This window comes from Pseudomonas sp. 2822-15 (genome assembly GCF_002742515.1).
Classification (GTDB): Bacteria; Pseudomonadota; Gammaproteobacteria; order Pseudomonadales; family Pseudomonadaceae; genus Aquipseudomonas; species Aquipseudomonas salomonii.
The window spans coordinates 1-17,281 of the sequence record NZ_LJRY01000188.1; the positions used below are offsets into that span (position 1 = coordinate 1).

Sequence of the window (17,281 nt, forward strand, 5' to 3'; positions counted from 1 at the left end):
TTGATCCGCCAGCGGCGTGGCAAGGGTCATCAGCTCGTCACCGAGTACCGCTACGACTGCCAGCATCGGTTGATTGGGATCACACAACCGAACGGGCAAACCGCCAGCTACCGCTACGACCCGTTTGGGCGGCGGATCAGCAAAACCGTTAACGACATAACCACGGAATTTTTCTGGCAAGGCGACAAGCTGGTAGCTGAACACCACGCGGATCGGCATCGCAGCTATCTCTACGAACCGGACAGTTTTCGCCCGTTGGCACTGCTGGAAGGTTTTGGCCCTGAAGACACCAAGCCCTTCCACTACCAACTCGACCACCTCGGCACGCCACAGGAACTCACAAATCCCGAAGGCGAAATCGTGTGGTCCGCGCACTACCGCGCCTACGGTGAAATCGCCCGCCTAGACGTCAGAAAAATCGACAACCCGCTGCGCTTTCAGGGCCAATATTTCGATGCGGAAAGCGGGCTGCACTACAACCGCCATCGCTACTACAATCCAGATATTGGTCGCTACCTGACGCCGGATCCGGTGAAGCTGGCGGGTGGGATTAATGCTTACCGGTACGTGCCGAATCCTACGGGGTGGGTAGATCCGCTAGGCTTGAACACCTGTCCGGGAACGGATGGATGCAAGCCAAACAATTCTGCTCAAAGTCCGATAGCAGGGGTTGAACACGGAGAACCCGCTTTACCGCAACTGGGACGCGCACAGCGACAAGCACGCATTAATGAGCTTGGAGAGGCCAACGCTCACCGGCGCTTATCAGAACTGGAAAGGTCAATCCCAGGGGCGCACTTCTTGGAAAAACACGGTGCTCAAACGTCCCTGGAATCTCAACTTGAGCGAGTGGTTACAGCTAGAAACCCTACCACTGGGGAAATTGAAACGTTCGATAGAGGGAGGAACGCAGGACAACCTCGGCCTCCAAGCGCCGCCACACGCTTCCTGAGCCATAGAGATCAACTGAACGCTATTGATCGAGCGATTTTAATTTTCAAACTTAACGGTCGATCCCGCGTGCCTAAAGCAATGAGCATGGGCAAAACAATCGGAGAAGGATATAAAAGAGAGGGACTCGAATATGGAAAGCAAACCAAAGCAATCGTACATCTAAACACAGATGGAAAACCCATCACTGCTTATACGGAGTTTGATAAATGAATAAAAAACCAGACTTAGAAATCCTTCGAGGCCTATTGTTCACTTACTGTATAGAAAACACTAAAGATCTAGACAGAGAAGAAATTATAGTTTCCAAAAACGTCAACAACCTAGAAGAGCTCGCAGAGCTTTTCGATGCATTGACCAAATCAGAATTTTTCTCCTATAGAGAAGACGAGCAACAATGGTTTATAGACACCCTTGAGCACTTCCTATCTACAGACGAAGATTTCGAATCTGTTTTTTACCTATTCGACACCTACTTCGAAGATGAAATACTTGACAAGAGAGCTTTTATGGCCGTGCTAGTCGAACGTCTAAAAAGCTACATGAGCGAAGCGCTCTCAGCTAAACAGATACAAGACGGCACCCACTAACCCCTACCCAAAGGCAAAACCAACCTATGCAACTAAGTACTAAATTCAAAAGCCACAAAATGCAACTTGCAGCGCTGAATGAAGTCACCACAAGAACAGCCCGTAATATGGAGCCTTTCACTGGAGAGGACTACTACGGAAACCCCATCGTCCGCATAGAACTGCAAGGCTGTGGAGAAGGCTACATTCCTAACCCAGAGGATCTGAACAACCCAATATATGATGACGACATGAATACCATCGTTGCAAAATTCGACCGTGAAACCAAAAAACTCTACACCCTATTTCCCGTGAGTGACGATCAATGCTAAAACATCCTTTTTTAAACAAGCCTTACCAACCAAAATTTCGGCATTTTCTGTCACCCTTCGACATCTATGATCGTGAAGAAACACTGGGTGAAATATTTACAACCTACAACATCAATGATAAACGCGACAGAGAAAAACTCATCAAAAAGTACATTATAGACAAAAGTACAGACTTAAATTATCGGCATCGAAAACTTTTAGTCGACACTTTAGGCGATGCACTTGAAGACGAAACTTATGATTTTTCGCAAGCCTTGAGCCATGCTCCTGGTTTTTACTGCTCCCTACCTTGGGGATGGAGCGATATGGAGGATCCAAGAGGTTTCTTCGAGGACATCTACAGGATGACGAATGCGTGGTGGAAAGACGACCTCCAAAAAGCCAGCCTGGAAGACCCATCAACATGGTGAAAACACCACCTACACCACTGAAACACCCCACCACTGTGGCGAGCAGGCTTGCCCTGCGTTGGGCTGCGAAGCAGCCCCAATAGGGAAAAAAAGAGCTACTAGTCTAAACCCGTGTCGTCTGTTTTGGGGCTGCTACGCAGCCCAACGCAGGGCAAGCCTGCTAGCCACAACAAGCCTGCTCACCCAAATAACAAGTTTTCGAACAGGAAGGTTTACCTATTGAGTGAGCCCTGCAAACCTCTCACCGCTTCGACAACTCCATAATCATCCGACTCAACAAATAAACCCGTGGCGCCACGCTTTCCACCTCGGCATATTCCTCCGGCGTATGGATATTCCCACCCACAATCCCAAACCCATCCAACGTCGGCGTCCCGACCCCAGCTGACAAGCTCGCATCCGCCGCCCCGCCGCTGCCTTCAATGGTCAATTTACGACCCAATTCGCCATAGATCCCCTGGGCAATCGCGACCAATTTGTCCGACTCCGGCGTCTGTGGCATCGGCGGCAGGCCGCGCAACAGGCTCGTCTTCACTTCGGTGTCCGGGATCAACTTGTTGGCTGACACCCGCGCCAGGTCTTTTTCGATTCGATCAAATTCTTCCGGCAGCGCTGCGCGCACGTCGGCTTTGGCGGTGGCTTGGTCGGGGATGACGTTGGTGCGGTCGCCGGCTTTGATCACGGTGAAGTTGATGGTGGTTTTCTTCTCTTCATCGCCGAGTTTGCCCAACTGCAGGATCTGGTGCGCCGCTTCCATCGCGGCGTTGCGGCCCAGTTCGGGGGCGACGCCGGCGTGGGCGGCTTTGCCTTTGACTTCGACCACCGCAGTGGCGCTGCCTTTGCGCCATACCACCAGGCCGTCGGCTGGGCGGCCGGGTTCCAGGTTCAAGGTGACGTCGTGGGCCTTGGCGGTTTTGCGGATCAGTTCGGAGGCGGCTTCTGAGCCGGTTTCTTCGCTGGCGTCGAGCAGGAAGGTGATTTGCGCGTAGTCCTTGAAGCCCTGTTTTTTCAGGACTTTGAGCGCGTAGATGCCGGCGACGATGCCGCCCTTGTCATCCATCACGCCGGGGCCGTAGGCGCGGCCATCCTTGATATGAAACGGGCGCTCGGCGGCCGAGCCTTCCTTGAACACGGTGTCCATGTGCGCCATCAGCAGGATTTTGGCTTTGCCGGTGCCCTTGAGGGTGGCGATCACATGGCTGTTGTTGGCCGCTTTGTCCGGCACCAGTTCAATGCTGAAGCCGAGCTGCTTGAGTTCATCCACGGCAATGTCGCGCACTTGGGTCAGGCCCGGCTCGTAGCCAGAACCCGAGTCGATATTCACCAGGCGCTCGAGCAGTTTCAGGGCCTCGGCCTTGTACTGTTCGGCATCCGCCTGGATTTGTTTGTGGGGTTCGGCGCTGTAGGCCGGCACGGCGAAGGACAAAGCCAGGGTGGCGGCCAGAAGGGTACGGGAGAAGGTGAAAAGCATGGACCGATCCTTGTTGTTGTGGGGAGGTGCTGCGCTACCCTACCCCACTAAACCGAGCGTAACCAACTGCCTTGCACCGAACTGACGCGGTTGCGCCCGCTGCTCTTGGCCTCATACAGCGCCTGGTCGGCATCGTTGAGCCAACTGGTGGAATCGGCGTGCGCCGGCTGGTACGGCGCCAGGCCAATGCTCAAGCTGGCGCGCAGGGTCGGGTCTTGCGCATAGGCCAGTGCACTGAAGCGGTCACGCAAAGCGTCCATCACTTCGGTGGCGCGGTTGAGCGGCATGCCTGGCAAAATCACACAGAACTCGTCGCCGCCATAGCGCCCGGCCAGGTCGGACGCGCGCAGGTTCTGGCGCAACACCTTGCTGAGTTGGCGCAGCACGATGTCGCCGGTGACATGCCCGTAGGTGTCGTTGATGGTTTTGAAATGGTCGATGTCGATCAGCGCAATGGCCGCGCCCACCTGTTCACGGCGGCAACGCTGGAACTCGATTTCCAGATGGTCCTTCCAGGCGCCGTGATTGAGCAGGCCGGACAGGCTGTCGGTGCGGCTCAAGGCCAGCAACTCGCGTTTATGGCGGGCCAGGGTCACGGCCTGGCGGTAGCAGATCCAGCCCAGCGCCAGGGGATACAGCATCAGGATCGGCAGGCACGCATACAGTTGCGCCTCGCCGGTCACCGCAATAAACGCCGGCGCGAACACCAGCAGCGCGGCACCGATGCCCAGCCCCTGCGCCACCCAGCCGGCGAGCATAAAACGCGGCCCGCCGATGGCGACGTTGTTCATGGTCATCATCGACAGCGTGGTCACGCTGGGCAGCGGGTTGAAGTGCATGGCACCGACCCAGAACCCGCCGCAAAACGAATCGAAGAGTAAATTACGCCGTTCGCTGCGCAGTGAGTTGCTCGCCCGGCGCGACAGCTGGTAGGCCAGGTGCGGCCAGACAAAGGCGTTGATCAGCATCCAGGCCCACACCCACAGCGACGGGTGCAAGGGGTACATGCCGAAGAGCACGCAGACAAAACCGAGCGTCAGCCCCAGGAGCCGCGATTTGAACAGGCGCGAAGCGAGCGGAAGTCCATTTCCTCCGACGGCTGACATGGTGGGGTGCAATCCTGGATGAGTGCCTGGAGTCTATCAGGGTAACGTCAAAGCGCCACTACTGCTTACCTGCTAATACTTCAGTGCGAAAACCCACGCGCCAACATCAACGCAACACCCAATAGCAGCACCGCGGTGATCCGTTGCAACAGCACCCGGCGCTTGGGGTTTTCCAGTACGTGCTTGATACGCTGGCCGAAATAGCAGTACAGGCAGCCACTGGCAAACTGCAGGGTCAGAAACGTCAGCCCGAGAATGGCAATATCCGCCGCCGAGCTGTGCTCGCCTGCACCTGCAAACTGCGGGAACACGGCACTGAACATGATGATGGTCTTGGGGTTGGAAAAGCCGGTGAGCAAACCCTTGCCGAACAGGCTGCGCGAGCCTTCCACGGCGCCGCCCTGGTTGATCGACACACCGCTGCTGGTCCACTGCTTGTAGGCCAGGTACAGAATATAAGCCACGCCGACAAACTGGATGGTCTGGGTAATGGCGAGGTTGCCTTTGATCAGTTCCGAAAAGCCCACGGCAAAGATCAGGATGGAAATCAGGTAGGACACGCTGGCGCCGATCTGCGCCGGGATCGAACTGCGCAAGCCGTCCTTCAAGCCCAGGCTCAACAGCAACAGGGTCATGGGGCCGGGGCTGAAGGTCATGGTGGCGCAAAACAGCAGGAAGTAGAGAAACGAAGACAGCGTTAACGCACTTGTCATGGGCCAGAACCTTGGAGTGAAAAAAACAACAACGGGGCGCGCCTCAAACACGCGCCCCTGGGCCTGTCAGGCGACGGCAATTTCAGTGGTCAGGGATTCGCGGTACATCAGCGCCAGGTCGGCCAGGGCGGCCTTGGCGGTCTGGTTGCGGGTTTCGAACGCCACCAGACCCTTCCAATTGGTTTCAACGATGGCCTGCACCACGTCGGCGTAATCACAGTTGCCGTCGTGAATGCCGAAGTGCTGATCCTGCACACCATTGTTGTTGCTGAAGGAAATGCCCTTAATCAAGTGGTGATACTTGCGCACCACTTCGGCCGGCAGGCCGTTCTCGATGTTGGCGTGGCCCGCATCCAGGAAAAAGTACACGTTGCCATGGGCCTGCAGGCGCTCGAACACAAAGGCGTATTCGGCCTCATGGGTAAAGATGTAGTGGAATGGCCGATAGTTGACGTAGTTGGACAGGTTCTCCAAATAGATATCCGTGCCCTTGGCCTGCGCGTAGCTCGCCAGTTCCTGGACCGACTTGAGGTAGTGTTCCAGCGCAACCTTTTTGGCCATCAGCACCATTTTTGGCTCGACGATGCAGCCGCCGTGGATGATCAACGGCGCGCCGAGGCGGCTGGCGATATCAATCTCTTTTTTTACGTAGTCCACCGCCGCCGCGCGGAACGCCTCGACATCACTGCCCAGCGGCGCCTTGAAGTTGCCGTGGAAAATCGGCGTGACGCCGGTGGCGGCGATTTGCGCCTGCAGGCTTTCAATGCGCGCATCGGTCCAGTCGTCGACCATCTCGCCGAACAGGCTGCCGTCGATGTACCAATGGGTGCAATCGCCCTCGATTGCGGTTTGCAGGCCTTTTTCGGCGCTGAGGTATTTCTGGTGCGCCACGCCGGTACAGAACGGTACGGTGGGGTTGATCAGTTTGCTTTCCATGGAGCGATTCCTTTCGTTGATGGAGGGTTAGAGTTCAATGGCCATGAAGTCGGCCTTGGTCACGCCGCAGTCAGGGCATGTCCAATCTTCCGGCACCTCTTCCCAAGGGGTGCCGGCCGGGATTCCGTCCTCCGGAATACCCAATTCTTCTACGTACATAAAACCGCAGGGTGCGCACATATAAGTCTTCATGAGAATGCGAAATCCATTGCTCGCGTGTAAGAAACTTCGCCAATTACCGGCGAGATGGCGCGCAGTCTAGGGCAGCGTCATTGCACAAGGCAGGTAAAGTGGTGCCTAATCCGGCCTAACTTCACCGGTAAAAGCACCGGCAAAGACAAGGAAGGTTTATGTTTGTATCCGCCATCGCTTTTGTGGAAGGCACGCCCAAGGTGCAGCAGATCGTCGACGCCTTCAGCCAGGCCATCGAGGGCGGTGAATGGGCACCCGGCAGCAAGTTGCCGTCGGTGCGTGAGCTGACCCAGACCCTGGGCGTCAGCAAGTTCACCCTCAACGAAGCGCTGGACCGCCTGCGCGGGCGCCACCTACTGACCTCAAGCCAGGGCCGCGGCTATTTTGTGGCGATGGAAACCGCACGCCCGGCCGCCGCGACCTGGGTCGACCTGCTGCCCCAGGACCTGCTCAGCGTGCTGCGCCGCCCGCTGGTCACCGCCAGCGGCGAGCTGCGCCCCGGTGGCGGGCACTTGCCGGAGGACTGGTTGAACGGCGAGGCCATCCGCCAGACGATGCGCAGCGTGGTGCGCGCGCCGTCACTGCGCATTGCCGGCCTGGGCACACCGGCCGGGCTGTTGCCCTTGCGCCAGGCGCTGCAACAGAAGCTGCACGGCGAGGGCCTGTCGGTGCCGGTGGAACAGATCATCACCACACCCAACACCGTGCAGGGCCTGGACATGCTCATGCGCCTGCTCGCGCGCCCCGGCGACACGGTGCTGCTGGACGCGCCGTGCTACTTCAACTTCCACGCCAACCTGGCCCTGCACGGGGTCAAAGTGGTGACCATCGAGCGACGCCCCGACGGCTTTGACTTTGCTGCGCTCGAACAGCTGCTGGCCGAGCACCGCCCCAGCCTGTACCTGACCACCAGCGTGCTGCATAACCCCACCGGCCATTCCTTCAGCCCCGGCCAGGCGTTTCGCCTGCTGCAACTGACTCAGCAGTACCATTGCCACATCGTCGAGGACGACCTCTACGGCGACCTGCACCCCAACCCGCCGCCGCGCCTGGCCGCCCTCGCCGGGCTGGATCAGGTCACCTATCTTTCCGGGTTCTCCAAAATCCTCAGCGCCAACACCCGCGTCAGCTACGTGGTGGCCGCGCCGCAACTGGCCGCCAACCTCACCAACATGAAGCTGATGAGCGGCGGCGTGACCTCGGAGCTGTTCGAGCAGATCGTCTACCGCATGCTCAGCGAAGGCAGCTACGCCAAGCACCGCAAGCGTATGGTCCAGCGCTTGATGGAGTCCGGCGGGCGCGTCGAGCAATGGCTCAAGCGCTGCGGCTGCGAGTTGCCGATGGCGTTTGAAGGCGGGATGTTTATCTGGGCGCGCCTGCCCAAGGGCGTAAACGGTGAACTGCTGGCCCAAGAGGCGTTGAAACGCAGCCTGGTGCTGGCGCCGGGCGCGCTGTTCGGCTACGACCCGGCACACCTCAATTCGATGCGCTTCAATGTCGCCCACACGGATGAGCCGCGCGCCCAGCGGGTGTTCGAGGCACTGTTGCTCAAGGCCGTGCGCCACTGATTTTTGCTTCGCCGTGTATCTGGTCAGCGCCAGATACACTGCAATACAAAGGGCACAAGGCAAAGCCTGCGGCGATGGCTAGACTGCGGCCCAAGAGTATTTAACGAGGAAGGCAGCATGGATCATGTCGATCACATTCTGATCGTCGATGACGACCGGGAAATCCGCGAACTGGTGGGCAATTACCTGAAAAAAAACGGCATGCGCACCACCGTGGTTGCCGACGGCCGCCAGATGCGCAGCTTCCTCGACACCACGCCCGTGGACCTGATCGTGCTGGATATCATGATGCCCGGCGACGATGGCTTGCAGCTGTGCCGCGAACTGCGGGTGGGCAAGCACAAAGCCACACCGGTACTGATGCTCACGGCGCGCAACGATGAAACCGACCGCGTCATCGGCCTGGAAATGGGCGCCGATGATTACCTGGTCAAGCCGTTCGCCGCGCGTGAACTGCTCGCGCGCATCAACGCCGTACTGCGGCGCACCCGCATGCTGCCGCCGAACCTGGTGGTGAGTGAAACCGGGCGGCTGATCCGCTTTGGCCGCTGGCGCCTGGACACCACCGCCCGTCACCTGCTCGACGAGGATGACACCCTGGTGGCCCTCAGCGGCGCCGAATACCGCCTGTTGCGGGTGTTTCTCGACCACCCGCAGCGCGTGCTCAACCGCGACCAATTGTTGAACCTGACCCAGGGGCGTGACGCCGACTTGTTCGATCGCTCCATCGACCTGCTGGTGAGCCGCTTGCGTCAACGCTTGCTGGATGACGCCCGCGAACCGGCCTATATCAAAACCGTGCGCAGTGAGGGTTATGTGTTTTCACTGCCGGTGCAAATCCTCGGGGCCGAGCAATGAAGCCATGGCGGGTTGGCTGGCCGCGCACACTGGCGTCCCAACTGTCGCTGATTTTTCTGATCAGCCTGGTGTGTGCCCATGGGTTGTCATTCAGTGCGCAGTTCTACGAGCGCTACATCAGTGCGCGCACGGTGATGCTCGGCAATCTGGAAAACGACGTGTCCACCTCGGTGGCCGTCCTCGACCGCCTGCCCGCCAACGAGCGCGCCGGTTGGCTGGCGCGTCTCGACCGGCAGAACTACCGGTACCTGCTCAACGCCGGCGAGGCCGGTGAACCGATGAGCAGCCACGACGTGCCAATGGCCGCCACCTCGATTGCGGACGCCCTGGGCGAGCATTACGCCCTGACCTTTCGCGATATACCGGGCATCCAGAAACACTTCCAGGTGCACCTGACCCTGGCCGATGGCAACCCGATCACCCTCGACGTACGCCCCGCCGCCCCGCCTGTAGCCTATTGGTTGCCGGTGGTGCTGGTGCTGCAACTGGCGCTGCTGCTCGCCTGCACCTGGGTCGCGGTGCGCCTGGCCGTGCGCCCGCTGACACGTCTGGCGCGTGCGGTCGAAACCCTCGACCCGAACGCCCACCCCACGCCCCTGGACGAAACCGGCCCGAGTGAAGTCGCGCATGCCGCCGCGGCATTCAATGCCATGCAACAGCGCATTGCCGAATACCTCAAGGAACGCATGCAGATCCTCGCCGCGATTTCCCACGACCTGCAAACGCCGATCACCCGCATGAAACTGCGCGCCGAGTTTATGGATGACAGTGCCGACCGCGACAAACTGTGGAGCGACCTCAGCGAAATGGAGCACCTGGTGCGTGAGGGCGTGGCGTATGCGCGCAGCGTTCACGGCGCCACCGAAGCCCGCCACCGCATTGACCTGGACGCCTTTCTCGACAGCCTGGTGTTTGACTATCAGGACATGCAAAAGCAAGTTCGCCTGCGCGGCAAAAGCGCGATGATCCTCGACACCCGCCCCCACGCGCTGCGCCGTGTGTTGGTGAACCTGGTGGACAACGCCCTTAAATTTGCCGGCAGCGCCGAGCTGGAAGTCGGCTGCGCAGCGGATGGGCAGCTGTCGATCAAGGTGTTGGACCGAGGACCGGGAATTGCCGAAGACGAGCTGGCGCAGGTGCTGCAGCCGTTTTATCGGGTGGAAAGCTCACGCAATCGCGGCACCGGCGGCACCGGGCTGGGGTTGGCGATTGCCCAGCAACTGGCGGTGGCGATCGGCGGCTCGCTGACCTTGAGTAATCGGGCTGAGGGTGGCTTGTGTGCCGAGGTTCGGTTGAGTCTTTAGCGCACTGCTCTGTGGCCAGCAGGCTTGCCACGTTAAATGCACGGCCTTAATAAAATTTACGCATGATAATTCTGTTTTTTATAATTAGGTTAGAACCAACAGGCATTTTACAGACCCCGCCACTGCCCTTACTTTTGACCCGAGTGACCGACCCCACGCCCGGAGGAGGTGTTAATCGCGCAATCGACAAGGACAGACCAATGAGCATCGAATTTATCGGCTATATCGGCGGCCATCACGCTTCCGAGATTCACCCGCGCAGCGGCCCTACCCTGCAACCGGACTACGTCGAAACCGTGGCCCGCGCCCACGAAGAAGCAGGTTTCGACCGCGCGCTGGTGGCGTTTCATTCCAACAGCCCGGACAGCACGCTGATCGCCGCGCACGCTGCCAGCGTGACCCAAAAACTGCAGTTCCTGATCGCCCATCGCCCAGGTTTTGCCCAGCCGACCCTGGCCGCACGCCAGTTCGCGACCCTGGACGTGTTCAACGGCGGGCGCACGGCCGTGCATATCATCACCGGCGGCGATGACCGTGAACTGCGCGCCGATGGCAGCCATATCGGCAAGGACGAACGCTACGCACGCACCGACGAATACCTCAGCGTGGTGCGCCGGGAATGGACCCACGAGCAGCCTTTCGATTTCAAAGGCACCTACTACCAGGTCGAAGGCGCGCATTCGACGGTGAAGTCGCCGCAGCAACCGCATATCCCGCTGTACTTCGGTGGTTCTTCAGCGGCCGCCATTGCGGTAGCCGGCAAGCATGCCGACGTGTATGCACTGTGGGGTGAAACCTACGAGCAGGTGCGCGAAGTGGTGACCCAGGTGCGCGCAGAAGCGGCCAAGCAAGGGCGCACGATTCGCTTCAGCTTGTCGTTGCGCCCGATCCTCGCAGAAACCGAGGAGCTGGCCTGGGCACGTGCCGAGACGATCTTGCAGCAGGCGACCGCACTGGCCGAAAAGCAGGGTTTCGTGCGCCGCGAACCACCCAACGAAGGCTCGCGCCGCTTGCTGGCAGCGGCAGCGCAGGGTTCGCGCCTGGACAAGCGCCTGTGGACCGGGATCGCCGGGTTGCTGGGCGCGCAGGGCAACTCCACTTCATTGGTCGGCACCGCCGAACAAGTCGCGCAGGCGTTGCTGGACTACTACGACCTGGGTATCACCACCTTCCTGATACGCGGATTCGACCCGCTCAACGACGCAATCGACTACGGCAAGCGGCTGATCCCGCTGACCCGCCAGCTGGTCGCCGAGCGTGAACAAGCCCAACAGGTCGCCTGAGCACACCACAAAACCCATGTGAGCGCTGATCAACTGTGGGAGCTGGCTTGCCTGCGATAGCGGTGTCTCAGTCAACATCAATCTTGACTGTTACACCGCCATCGCAGGCAAGCCAGCTCCCACAGGAGTTTGGCGTCAAGCATGGGTTCAGTTTTTGTAGTCGGTATCCGTACGCTCCAACTGCCGAATCAACGCATTCCAATGCCGCACCACGCCCGGCCCTGCGCCATTGCTGAACACCTTGGCCTGCTCCTCCACCTTGGCCACCACCTCTGCCGGCGGGAAGATAAGCTCGGCATTGCCGCCCGCCTGCGCCGCGATCTGGATAGTGCACGCGCGCTCCAGCCCTTGAAGTTGCTGGAAGGCGTGTTCCACGCTGATGCCGGCGGTCAACAGCCCGTGGTTGCGTAAAATCATCACACTCTTGTCGCCCAGGTCAGCCACCAAGCGGTCGCGCTCGTCCAGGTCCAGCGCCACGCCTTCATAACCGTGGTAGGCCACGCGCCCGGAGAACGCAATGGCGTGCTGGGAGATCGGCAGCAGGCCATCCTTCTGCGCCGACACCGCAATGCCGTCACGCGTATGGGTGTGCAGCACCGCTTGCAGGTCATGGCGCGCGCCGTGGATGGCGCTGTGGATCACGTAACCTGCGTAGTTGATACCCAGGCCGGTCGGGTCGTCGACAATCGTGCCGTCGAGGTCGACCTTGACCAGGTTGGAGGCGTTGATTTCATCGAACAACAGCCCGTAGGCGTTGATCAGGAAATGCTCATCCGGCCCCGGCACACGGGCGGAGAAGTGCGTGTAGATGTGGTCGGTCCATTTGTACAACGCCGCCAGTCGATAGGCCGCGGCCAGCTTGACGCGCACCTCCCACTCTTCTGGCGTGACGCGCTGACGGACATTGCTGGAAACACTGGAAAGCGAGGTGACGCTGCTCATGGCAAAACTTCCTGGATGGCCTTAAGGACTTCCAGTCAGCCTAGGGGATGGCCAAAAATAATAAAAAGCACATTTTAATCTAAGCTAATTATTATTATTTTTTATAAAAATAACCGACTACCACATAGATAGTTCCCACGCTCCGCGTGGGAATTCAGCCCTGGACGCTCCGCGTCCCAAAGCTTGACGCAGAGCCTCACAGGAGGCATTCCCACGCAGAGCGTGGGAACGATCAGTCTGCAGCCCCCCAGGCTCACGCAGCATTGCGGATCTTGTGTAAAGAGGCCGCCACCAGCGTCCCGAACGCATCCACCGGCCCTTGCAGGTTGCCCAGAAAGTGCGGGTAGATCAGCCACAAATCCATCACCGGCTTGAAGTCCTTGAGCGGCACCACCGCCAGTTGCTCAAGGTGCGCGCTGCGCTCCAGCAGCGGGCGTGGCACCAGCCCCAGGCCCAGGCCGTCCGCCACCAGGCCCAGTTGCAGCTCGGTACCGAAGGTTTCCAGGTTCACCCGCAACGCCAGGCCCTGGTCGGACAAGGTGCGCTGCAAGCCGGCACGAAAACCACAGCCATCCGGGTTGAGAATCCAGCCGCCCTGGTACACGTCGGCCAACTTGCAGGGCTTTTTCGGCAACTGTGCCTTGGCACACACCACCACCAACTCCATCTTGCCGATGGACTCACCGACGATGTTGTCCGGGAAGATCTTGCCCGCCGGGAACAACGCCACTGCCGCATCCAGCTCGCCGCGCTCGATCTTGCCGACCAGTTGGCTGCCCCACCCCGTGGCGACCTGGGCGCGCAAGTCGGGGTATTCGCTGCGCAGGTGCTTGAGTGCATCCAGCAGCACCACATCGCCGATGGTCTGCGGCACGCCCAGGCGCAACACGCCGGTGGGCGGTGCATCAGTGGCTACCAGCTCACGCAGGGCATCCATCTCGCGCAGGATCAGCCGGCATTGTTCATACACACGGGTGCCGATCAGCGTAGGTTTGAGCGGCTTGGTGTTGCGGTCGAACAGCTCAACGCCCAGCGCCTGCTCGAAGTTCTGCACGCGGCGGGTGATGGCCGGCTGAGTCAATTGCAACGACTCGGCGGCGTGGCTGATGGACTGGCAACGAATCACTTCGACAAAGGCATCGATATCGTCAATTTTCATTTGGGCCGCACATAGAGAACAGTCATTAAGATGTGTGGCAAGCATAGTTGCCACACGGCTGCCTGGATAGCCTGCGCTGTGATCGATAACGTCTAACGCTATTCAGACCGGTTCTAAATTACCTGAAGCTATAAGCTAATCATTAAAAAATAGCATATTAACCATCAACATTATGCTTATATAAACCCATCACGCCATCCCCATAACCGGAATTGCCATGACCCAGTCCCGACACCCCGAAAGACTCAGAGCCTTTATTGGCGCCCTGGCGGAACTGATCGACGGCAACCCACGCGAAGGCGACCTGTTGCACCGTGGCGGCAAGCTGTTGGCGCAACTGGTCAGCCATGACGACTGGCTGCCCGACGAGTACGCCCAACCCGACCCCGAGCGCTACCAGCAGTTTTTGCTGCATGCCGATTCGCGCCAGCGTTTCAGCATCGTCAGCTTTGTGTGGGGGCCGGGCCAGCGCACGCCGATTCACGACCATCGGGTGTGGGGCCTGATCGGCATGTTGCGCGGTGCGGAGTTTTCCCAGGGTTTTGAACGGGCGCCCGATGGCAGCCTGGTCGCCGAAGGCAAACCGGTCCAACTGCTGCCCGGCCAGGTTGAGGCGGTGTCGCCCAAAGTCGGTGATATCCATCAAGTCAGCAATGCCCACAGTGACCAGGTGTCGATCAGCATTCACGTGTACGGCGCCAATATCGGGGCCGTGCGCCGCGCGGTGTACCAGCCCGACGGCAGCGAGAAACTGTTTATTTCCGGTTATTCCAACGCCTACCTCCCGAACATCTGGGATTTGTCCAAAGAAAAGAGCCCTGCCCTATGACCACCGTATCGAACCGCAGCTTCGCCCAGATTCGCCAGGCCCTGTTGGGTCGTGAAGAAGTCGCCTTGGTCGACGTGCGCGAAGAAGCGCCCTTTGCCGAGTCGCACCCGCTGTTCGCTGCGAATATCCCGCTGTCCAAGCTGGAGCTGGAGGTGTATGCGCGCATTCCCCGTCGCGATACCCAGGTGACGGTCTACGACAATGGCGAAGGGCTGGCCGAACGCGCCGCCGCACGCCTGATTGCGTTGGGCTACACCCAGGTCAGCCTGCTCGAAGGCGGCCTCGACGGTTGGCGCCGCGCCGGTGGCGAGCTGTTTATCGACGTCAACGTGCCGAGCAAAGCCTTCGGTGAGTTGGTGGAGAGCCAGCGCCACACGCCGTCTTTGGCTGCCGAAGAAGTGCAGGCCCTGCTCGACAGCCAGGCCGATGTGGTGGTGCTCGACGCGCGCCGCTTCGACGAATACCAGACCATGAGCATTCCCACCGGCATCAGCGTGCCGGGTGCCGAACTGGTGCTGCGCGCCCGTGAACTGGCGCCGGACCCGGCCACCCGCATCATCGTCAATTGCGCCGGGCGCACCCGCAGCATTATCGGCACGCAGTCGCTGATCAACTCAGGCATCGCCAACCCGGTGTCGGCACTGCGCAACGGCACCATCGGCTGGACCCTGGCCGGGCAGAAACTCGCCCATGGCCAAGCGCGCCGCTTTGCGCCGACCTCGGAAGAACACCGTCAAATCGCCGCCGCAGACGCACGCCGCGTCGCCGACAAAGCACGCGTCGGCCGCGCCACACTTAACGACCTGCAACGCTGGCAGCAGGAGCCGACCCGCACCACCTACCTGTTCGATGTGCGCACGCCGGAGGAATTCGAAGCCGGCCATTTGCCGGGCGCACGCTCCACACCCGGCGGGCAATTGGTGCAGGAAACCGACCATGTGGCCAGCGTGCGCGGCGCGCGATTGGTGCTGGCCGATGACGACGGCGTGCGGGCCAATATGTCCGCCTCATGGCTCGCGCAACTGGGCTGGGAGGTGTACGTGCTGGACGACCTGCAAGCGGCGGACTTCAGCGAACAAGGCGCCTGGGTCGCGCCGGTGCCGGCGCCCTTGCAGGCCGAACTGATCAGCCCCCACACCCTGGCCGAGTGGCTAACCCATGGCGACACGGCGGTGCTGGATTTCACCCCCAGCGTCAACTACGTCAAACGCCATATCCCCGGTGCCTTCTGGGCCTTGCGTGCGCAATTGCCCCAGGCCCTGGCCAAGGTGCCACCCGCCGAACGTTATGTGCTGACCTGCGGCACCAGCCAACTGGCGCGCCTGGCGGTCGCCGACGTCGAAGCCATCACCGGCAAGCCGGTGTTCCTGCTGCAAGGGGGCACGCTTAACTGGATCGCCGAGAAGCTACCGCTGGAAGAAGGCGAAACCCATCTCGCGTCACCGCGTATCGACCGCTATCGCCGCCCGTACGAAGGCACCGACAGCCCGAAGGAAGCCATGCAGGCGTATCTGGACTGGGAATTCGGCCTGGTCGACCAGCTGGCACGCGATGGCACCCACGGTTTCTACGTGATCTGAACCACCTTCACGCCTGCCCCACACCGGGGCAGGCCGCACCGACCCCTTGCCAGGCGGAGGTAACCCACACTTTTTCACTTTGCCTGGGATTTATCCATCATGGTCTTTCGCACGCCCTTCAAACACCTGCTCCTGAGCAGCGCCCTGGCCCTCGGCCTGATCAGCACTGCACACGCCGCCGACCTGCAACCGCTGCGGGTCGCCAATCAAAAATCCACGATCAAGGCGCTGCTGGAAGCCTCCGGCGAAACCCAAAACGTGCCCTACACAATCCAGTGGTCGGAGTTCCCTTCCGCCTCGCCGCTGGGCGAAGCCCTCAACGCCGGTGCCGTCGATATCGGCGCCCTCGGCGATGCGCCGTATGTGTTCGCCTTGGGCGCCGGGGCCGCGCTCAAGGTGGTCAGCATCATCCACGCCGAAGGGCGCAACACCACCGCCCTGGTGGTGCCCAAGGACTCGCCGATCAAGACCGCCGCCGACCTCAAGGGCAAGAAAATCGTCACCGGACGCGGCTCCATCGGGCACTACCTGGCGATCCGGGCCTTGGCCAGCGCGGGCCTGACGAGCAAGGATGTGCAATTCATTTTTCTGTTGCCCGCTGAATCCCGGCTGGTACTCGATAACGGCACCGTCGATGCCTGGGCGACATGGGACCCCTACACCACGGTGGTCACCTCACAAAGCCACGCCCGGGTCCTGGTCAGCGGCGAGCAGTTGTTGAGCAACCACCTGTATTTCGCCGCCACCCGCCAGGCCATCGCCAACAAACGCCCGCAACTGGATGACTTCGTGGCCCGCGTCGACCGTGCCTACGCCTGGGCCAACACACACCCGGATGAATACGCCGCTGCCCAAGCCAAAATTACCGGCCTGCCCTTGGCGGTGCACCTGGAGGTGGCCAAAGACACGCAACTGAACCCTGTGGTGATTGACGACAGCGTGATCAAGGGCCTGCAAGCCACCGCCGACACCTATCAGCAAGAAGGCCTGCTGCCCAAGCGCATCGACGTGTCCCAGGGTTTCGACACCAGCTTTAACGCCGAACGTTTTCCCACTTCCCAAGCATCGCGCTAAGCAA

Annotated in this window: 18 protein-coding genes; 11 read left to right on the forward strand and 7 right to left on the reverse strand. The window is 60.1% G+C overall.

What is annotated here, in order from left to right:
* The 4 genes from AOA59_RS18430 to AOA59_RS18445 form a co-directional block, all read left to right on the forward strand.
* A partial coding sequence (locus AOA59_RS18430; RefSeq protein WP_099488635.1) for an RHS repeat domain-containing protein occupies positions 1 to 1,164 on the forward strand: 1,164 nt, incomplete at its 5' end.
* Positions 1,161 to 1,541 (forward strand): hypothetical protein, encoded by a 381-nt coding sequence (locus AOA59_RS18435; protein ID WP_099488636.1) that lies wholly within the window; start codon positions 1,161 to 1,163, stop codon positions 1,539 to 1,541. The genes AOA59_RS18430 and AOA59_RS18435, both read left to right, overlap by 4 nt.
* Before the next feature lie 26 nt (positions 1,542 to 1,567).
* Entirely contained in the window at positions 1,568 to 1,852 is a 285-nt protein-coding gene (locus AOA59_RS18440; RefSeq protein ID WP_099488637.1) for a hypothetical protein, read from the forward strand.
* Complete coding sequence (locus AOA59_RS18445) at positions 1,846 to 2,262, forward strand: hypothetical protein (RefSeq protein WP_099488638.1); 417 nt, start codon at positions 1,846 to 1,848, stop codon at positions 2,260 to 2,262. The genes AOA59_RS18440 and AOA59_RS18445 overlap by 7 nt, the downstream gene beginning before the upstream one ends.
* A gap of 241 nt (positions 2,263 to 2,503) precedes the next feature.
* On the opposite strand, the gene AOA59_RS18450 is transcribed toward AOA59_RS18445, so the two are convergent.
* The 5 genes from AOA59_RS18450 to AOA59_RS18470 all read right to left on the reverse strand — a co-directional run bounded on the left by AOA59_RS18450 (position 2,504) and on the right by AOA59_RS18470 (position 6,680).
* Positions 2,504 to 3,733 carry a M20/M25/M40 family metallo-hydrolase gene (locus tag AOA59_RS18450; RefSeq protein WP_099488639.1) on the reverse strand — a complete coding sequence of 410 codons (1,230 nt, stop codon included), beginning with the start codon at positions 3,731 to 3,733 and terminating at the stop codon, positions 2,504 to 2,506.
* A gap of 47 nt (positions 3,734 to 3,780) precedes the next feature.
* Positions 3,781 to 4,839: a diguanylate cyclase gene (locus AOA59_RS18455; protein WP_099488640.1), complete on the reverse strand. Its 1,059-nt coding sequence runs from the start codon at positions 4,837 to 4,839 to the stop codon at positions 3,781 to 3,783.
* An 80-nt stretch (positions 4,840 to 4,919) separates the two neighbouring features.
* Positions 4,920 to 5,552 carry a LysE family translocator gene (locus tag AOA59_RS18460; protein ID WP_017137772.1) on the reverse strand — a complete coding sequence of 211 codons (633 nt, stop codon included), beginning with the start codon at positions 5,550 to 5,552 and terminating at the stop codon, positions 4,920 to 4,922.
* 66 nt (positions 5,553 to 5,618) lie between these two features.
* Positions 5,619 to 6,488 (reverse strand): sugar phosphate isomerase/epimerase, encoded by an 870-nt coding sequence (locus AOA59_RS18465; protein ID WP_099488641.1) that lies wholly within the window; start codon positions 6,486 to 6,488, stop codon positions 5,619 to 5,621.
* Between the two features lie 27 nt (positions 6,489 to 6,515).
* Complete coding sequence (locus AOA59_RS18470; protein WP_016968943.1) at positions 6,516 to 6,680, reverse strand: rubredoxin; 165 nt, start codon at positions 6,678 to 6,680, stop codon at positions 6,516 to 6,518.
* 158 nt (positions 6,681 to 6,838) lie between these two features.
* Between AOA59_RS18470 and AOA59_RS18475 the strand changes: the two genes are divergently transcribed.
* The 4 genes from AOA59_RS18475 to AOA59_RS18490 all read left to right on the forward strand — a co-directional run bounded on the left by AOA59_RS18475 (position 6,839) and on the right by AOA59_RS18490 (position 11,693).
* Complete coding sequence (locus AOA59_RS18475) at positions 6,839 to 8,248, forward strand: PLP-dependent aminotransferase family protein (RefSeq protein ID WP_069785850.1); 1,410 nt, start codon at positions 6,839 to 6,841, stop codon at positions 8,246 to 8,248.
* A gap of 117 nt (positions 8,249 to 8,365) precedes the next feature.
* Positions 8,366 to 9,106, forward strand: coding sequence for a response regulator (locus AOA59_RS18480; RefSeq protein WP_099488642.1), 741 nt, complete (start codon positions 8,366 to 8,368; stop codon positions 9,104 to 9,106).
* The gene (locus AOA59_RS18485; protein ID WP_099488643.1) at positions 9,103 to 10,410 is read left to right on the forward strand and encodes an ATP-binding protein; all 1,308 of its coding nucleotides are present in this window, start codon (positions 9,103 to 9,105) and stop codon (positions 10,408 to 10,410) included. The genes AOA59_RS18480 and AOA59_RS18485 overlap by 4 nt, the downstream gene beginning before the upstream one ends.
* A gap of 200 nt (positions 10,411 to 10,610) precedes the next feature.
* Complete coding sequence (locus AOA59_RS18490; RefSeq protein WP_099488644.1) at positions 10,611 to 11,693, forward strand: LLM class flavin-dependent oxidoreductase; 1,083 nt, start codon at positions 10,611 to 10,613, stop codon at positions 11,691 to 11,693.
* A gap of 147 nt (positions 11,694 to 11,840) precedes the next feature.
* On the opposite strand, the gene AOA59_RS18495 is transcribed toward AOA59_RS18490, so the two are convergent.
* Both AOA59_RS18495 and AOA59_RS18500 read right to left on the reverse strand, forming a co-directional pair.
* Positions 11,841 to 12,635 carry a class II aldolase/adducin family protein gene (locus AOA59_RS18495; protein WP_099488645.1) on the reverse strand — a complete coding sequence of 265 codons (795 nt, stop codon included), beginning with the start codon at positions 12,633 to 12,635 and terminating at the stop codon, positions 11,841 to 11,843.
* Between the two features lie 253 nt (positions 12,636 to 12,888).
* A complete protein-coding gene (locus AOA59_RS18500) occupies positions 12,889 to 13,794 on the reverse strand; it encodes a LysR family transcriptional regulator (RefSeq protein ID WP_017137765.1) in 906 nt (301 codons plus the stop codon).
* 217 nt (positions 13,795 to 14,011) lie between these two features.
* Here AOA59_RS18500 and AOA59_RS18505 point away from each other — a divergent pair, with 217 nt between their 5' ends.
* The 3 genes from AOA59_RS18505 to AOA59_RS18515 all read left to right on the forward strand — a co-directional run bounded on the left by AOA59_RS18505 (position 14,012) and on the right by AOA59_RS18515 (position 17,277).
* On the forward strand, positions 14,012 to 14,623 hold the full coding sequence (locus tag AOA59_RS18505) for a cysteine dioxygenase (protein WP_058421579.1): 612 nt from the start codon (positions 14,012 to 14,014) through the stop codon (positions 14,621 to 14,623).
* Positions 14,620 to 16,203 (forward strand): rhodanese-related sulfurtransferase, encoded by a 1,584-nt coding sequence (locus tag AOA59_RS18510; RefSeq protein ID WP_099488646.1) that lies wholly within the window; start codon positions 14,620 to 14,622, stop codon positions 16,201 to 16,203. Before AOA59_RS18505 ends, AOA59_RS18510 begins: the two co-directional genes overlap by 4 nt.
* 99 nt (positions 16,204 to 16,302) lie before the next feature.
* Positions 16,303 to 17,277 carry an ABC transporter substrate-binding protein gene (locus AOA59_RS18515; RefSeq protein WP_099488647.1) on the forward strand — a complete coding sequence of 325 codons (975 nt, stop codon included), beginning with the start codon at positions 16,303 to 16,305 and terminating at the stop codon, positions 17,275 to 17,277.
* The last annotated feature ends 4 nt before the right edge of the window (positions 17,278 to 17,281 follow it).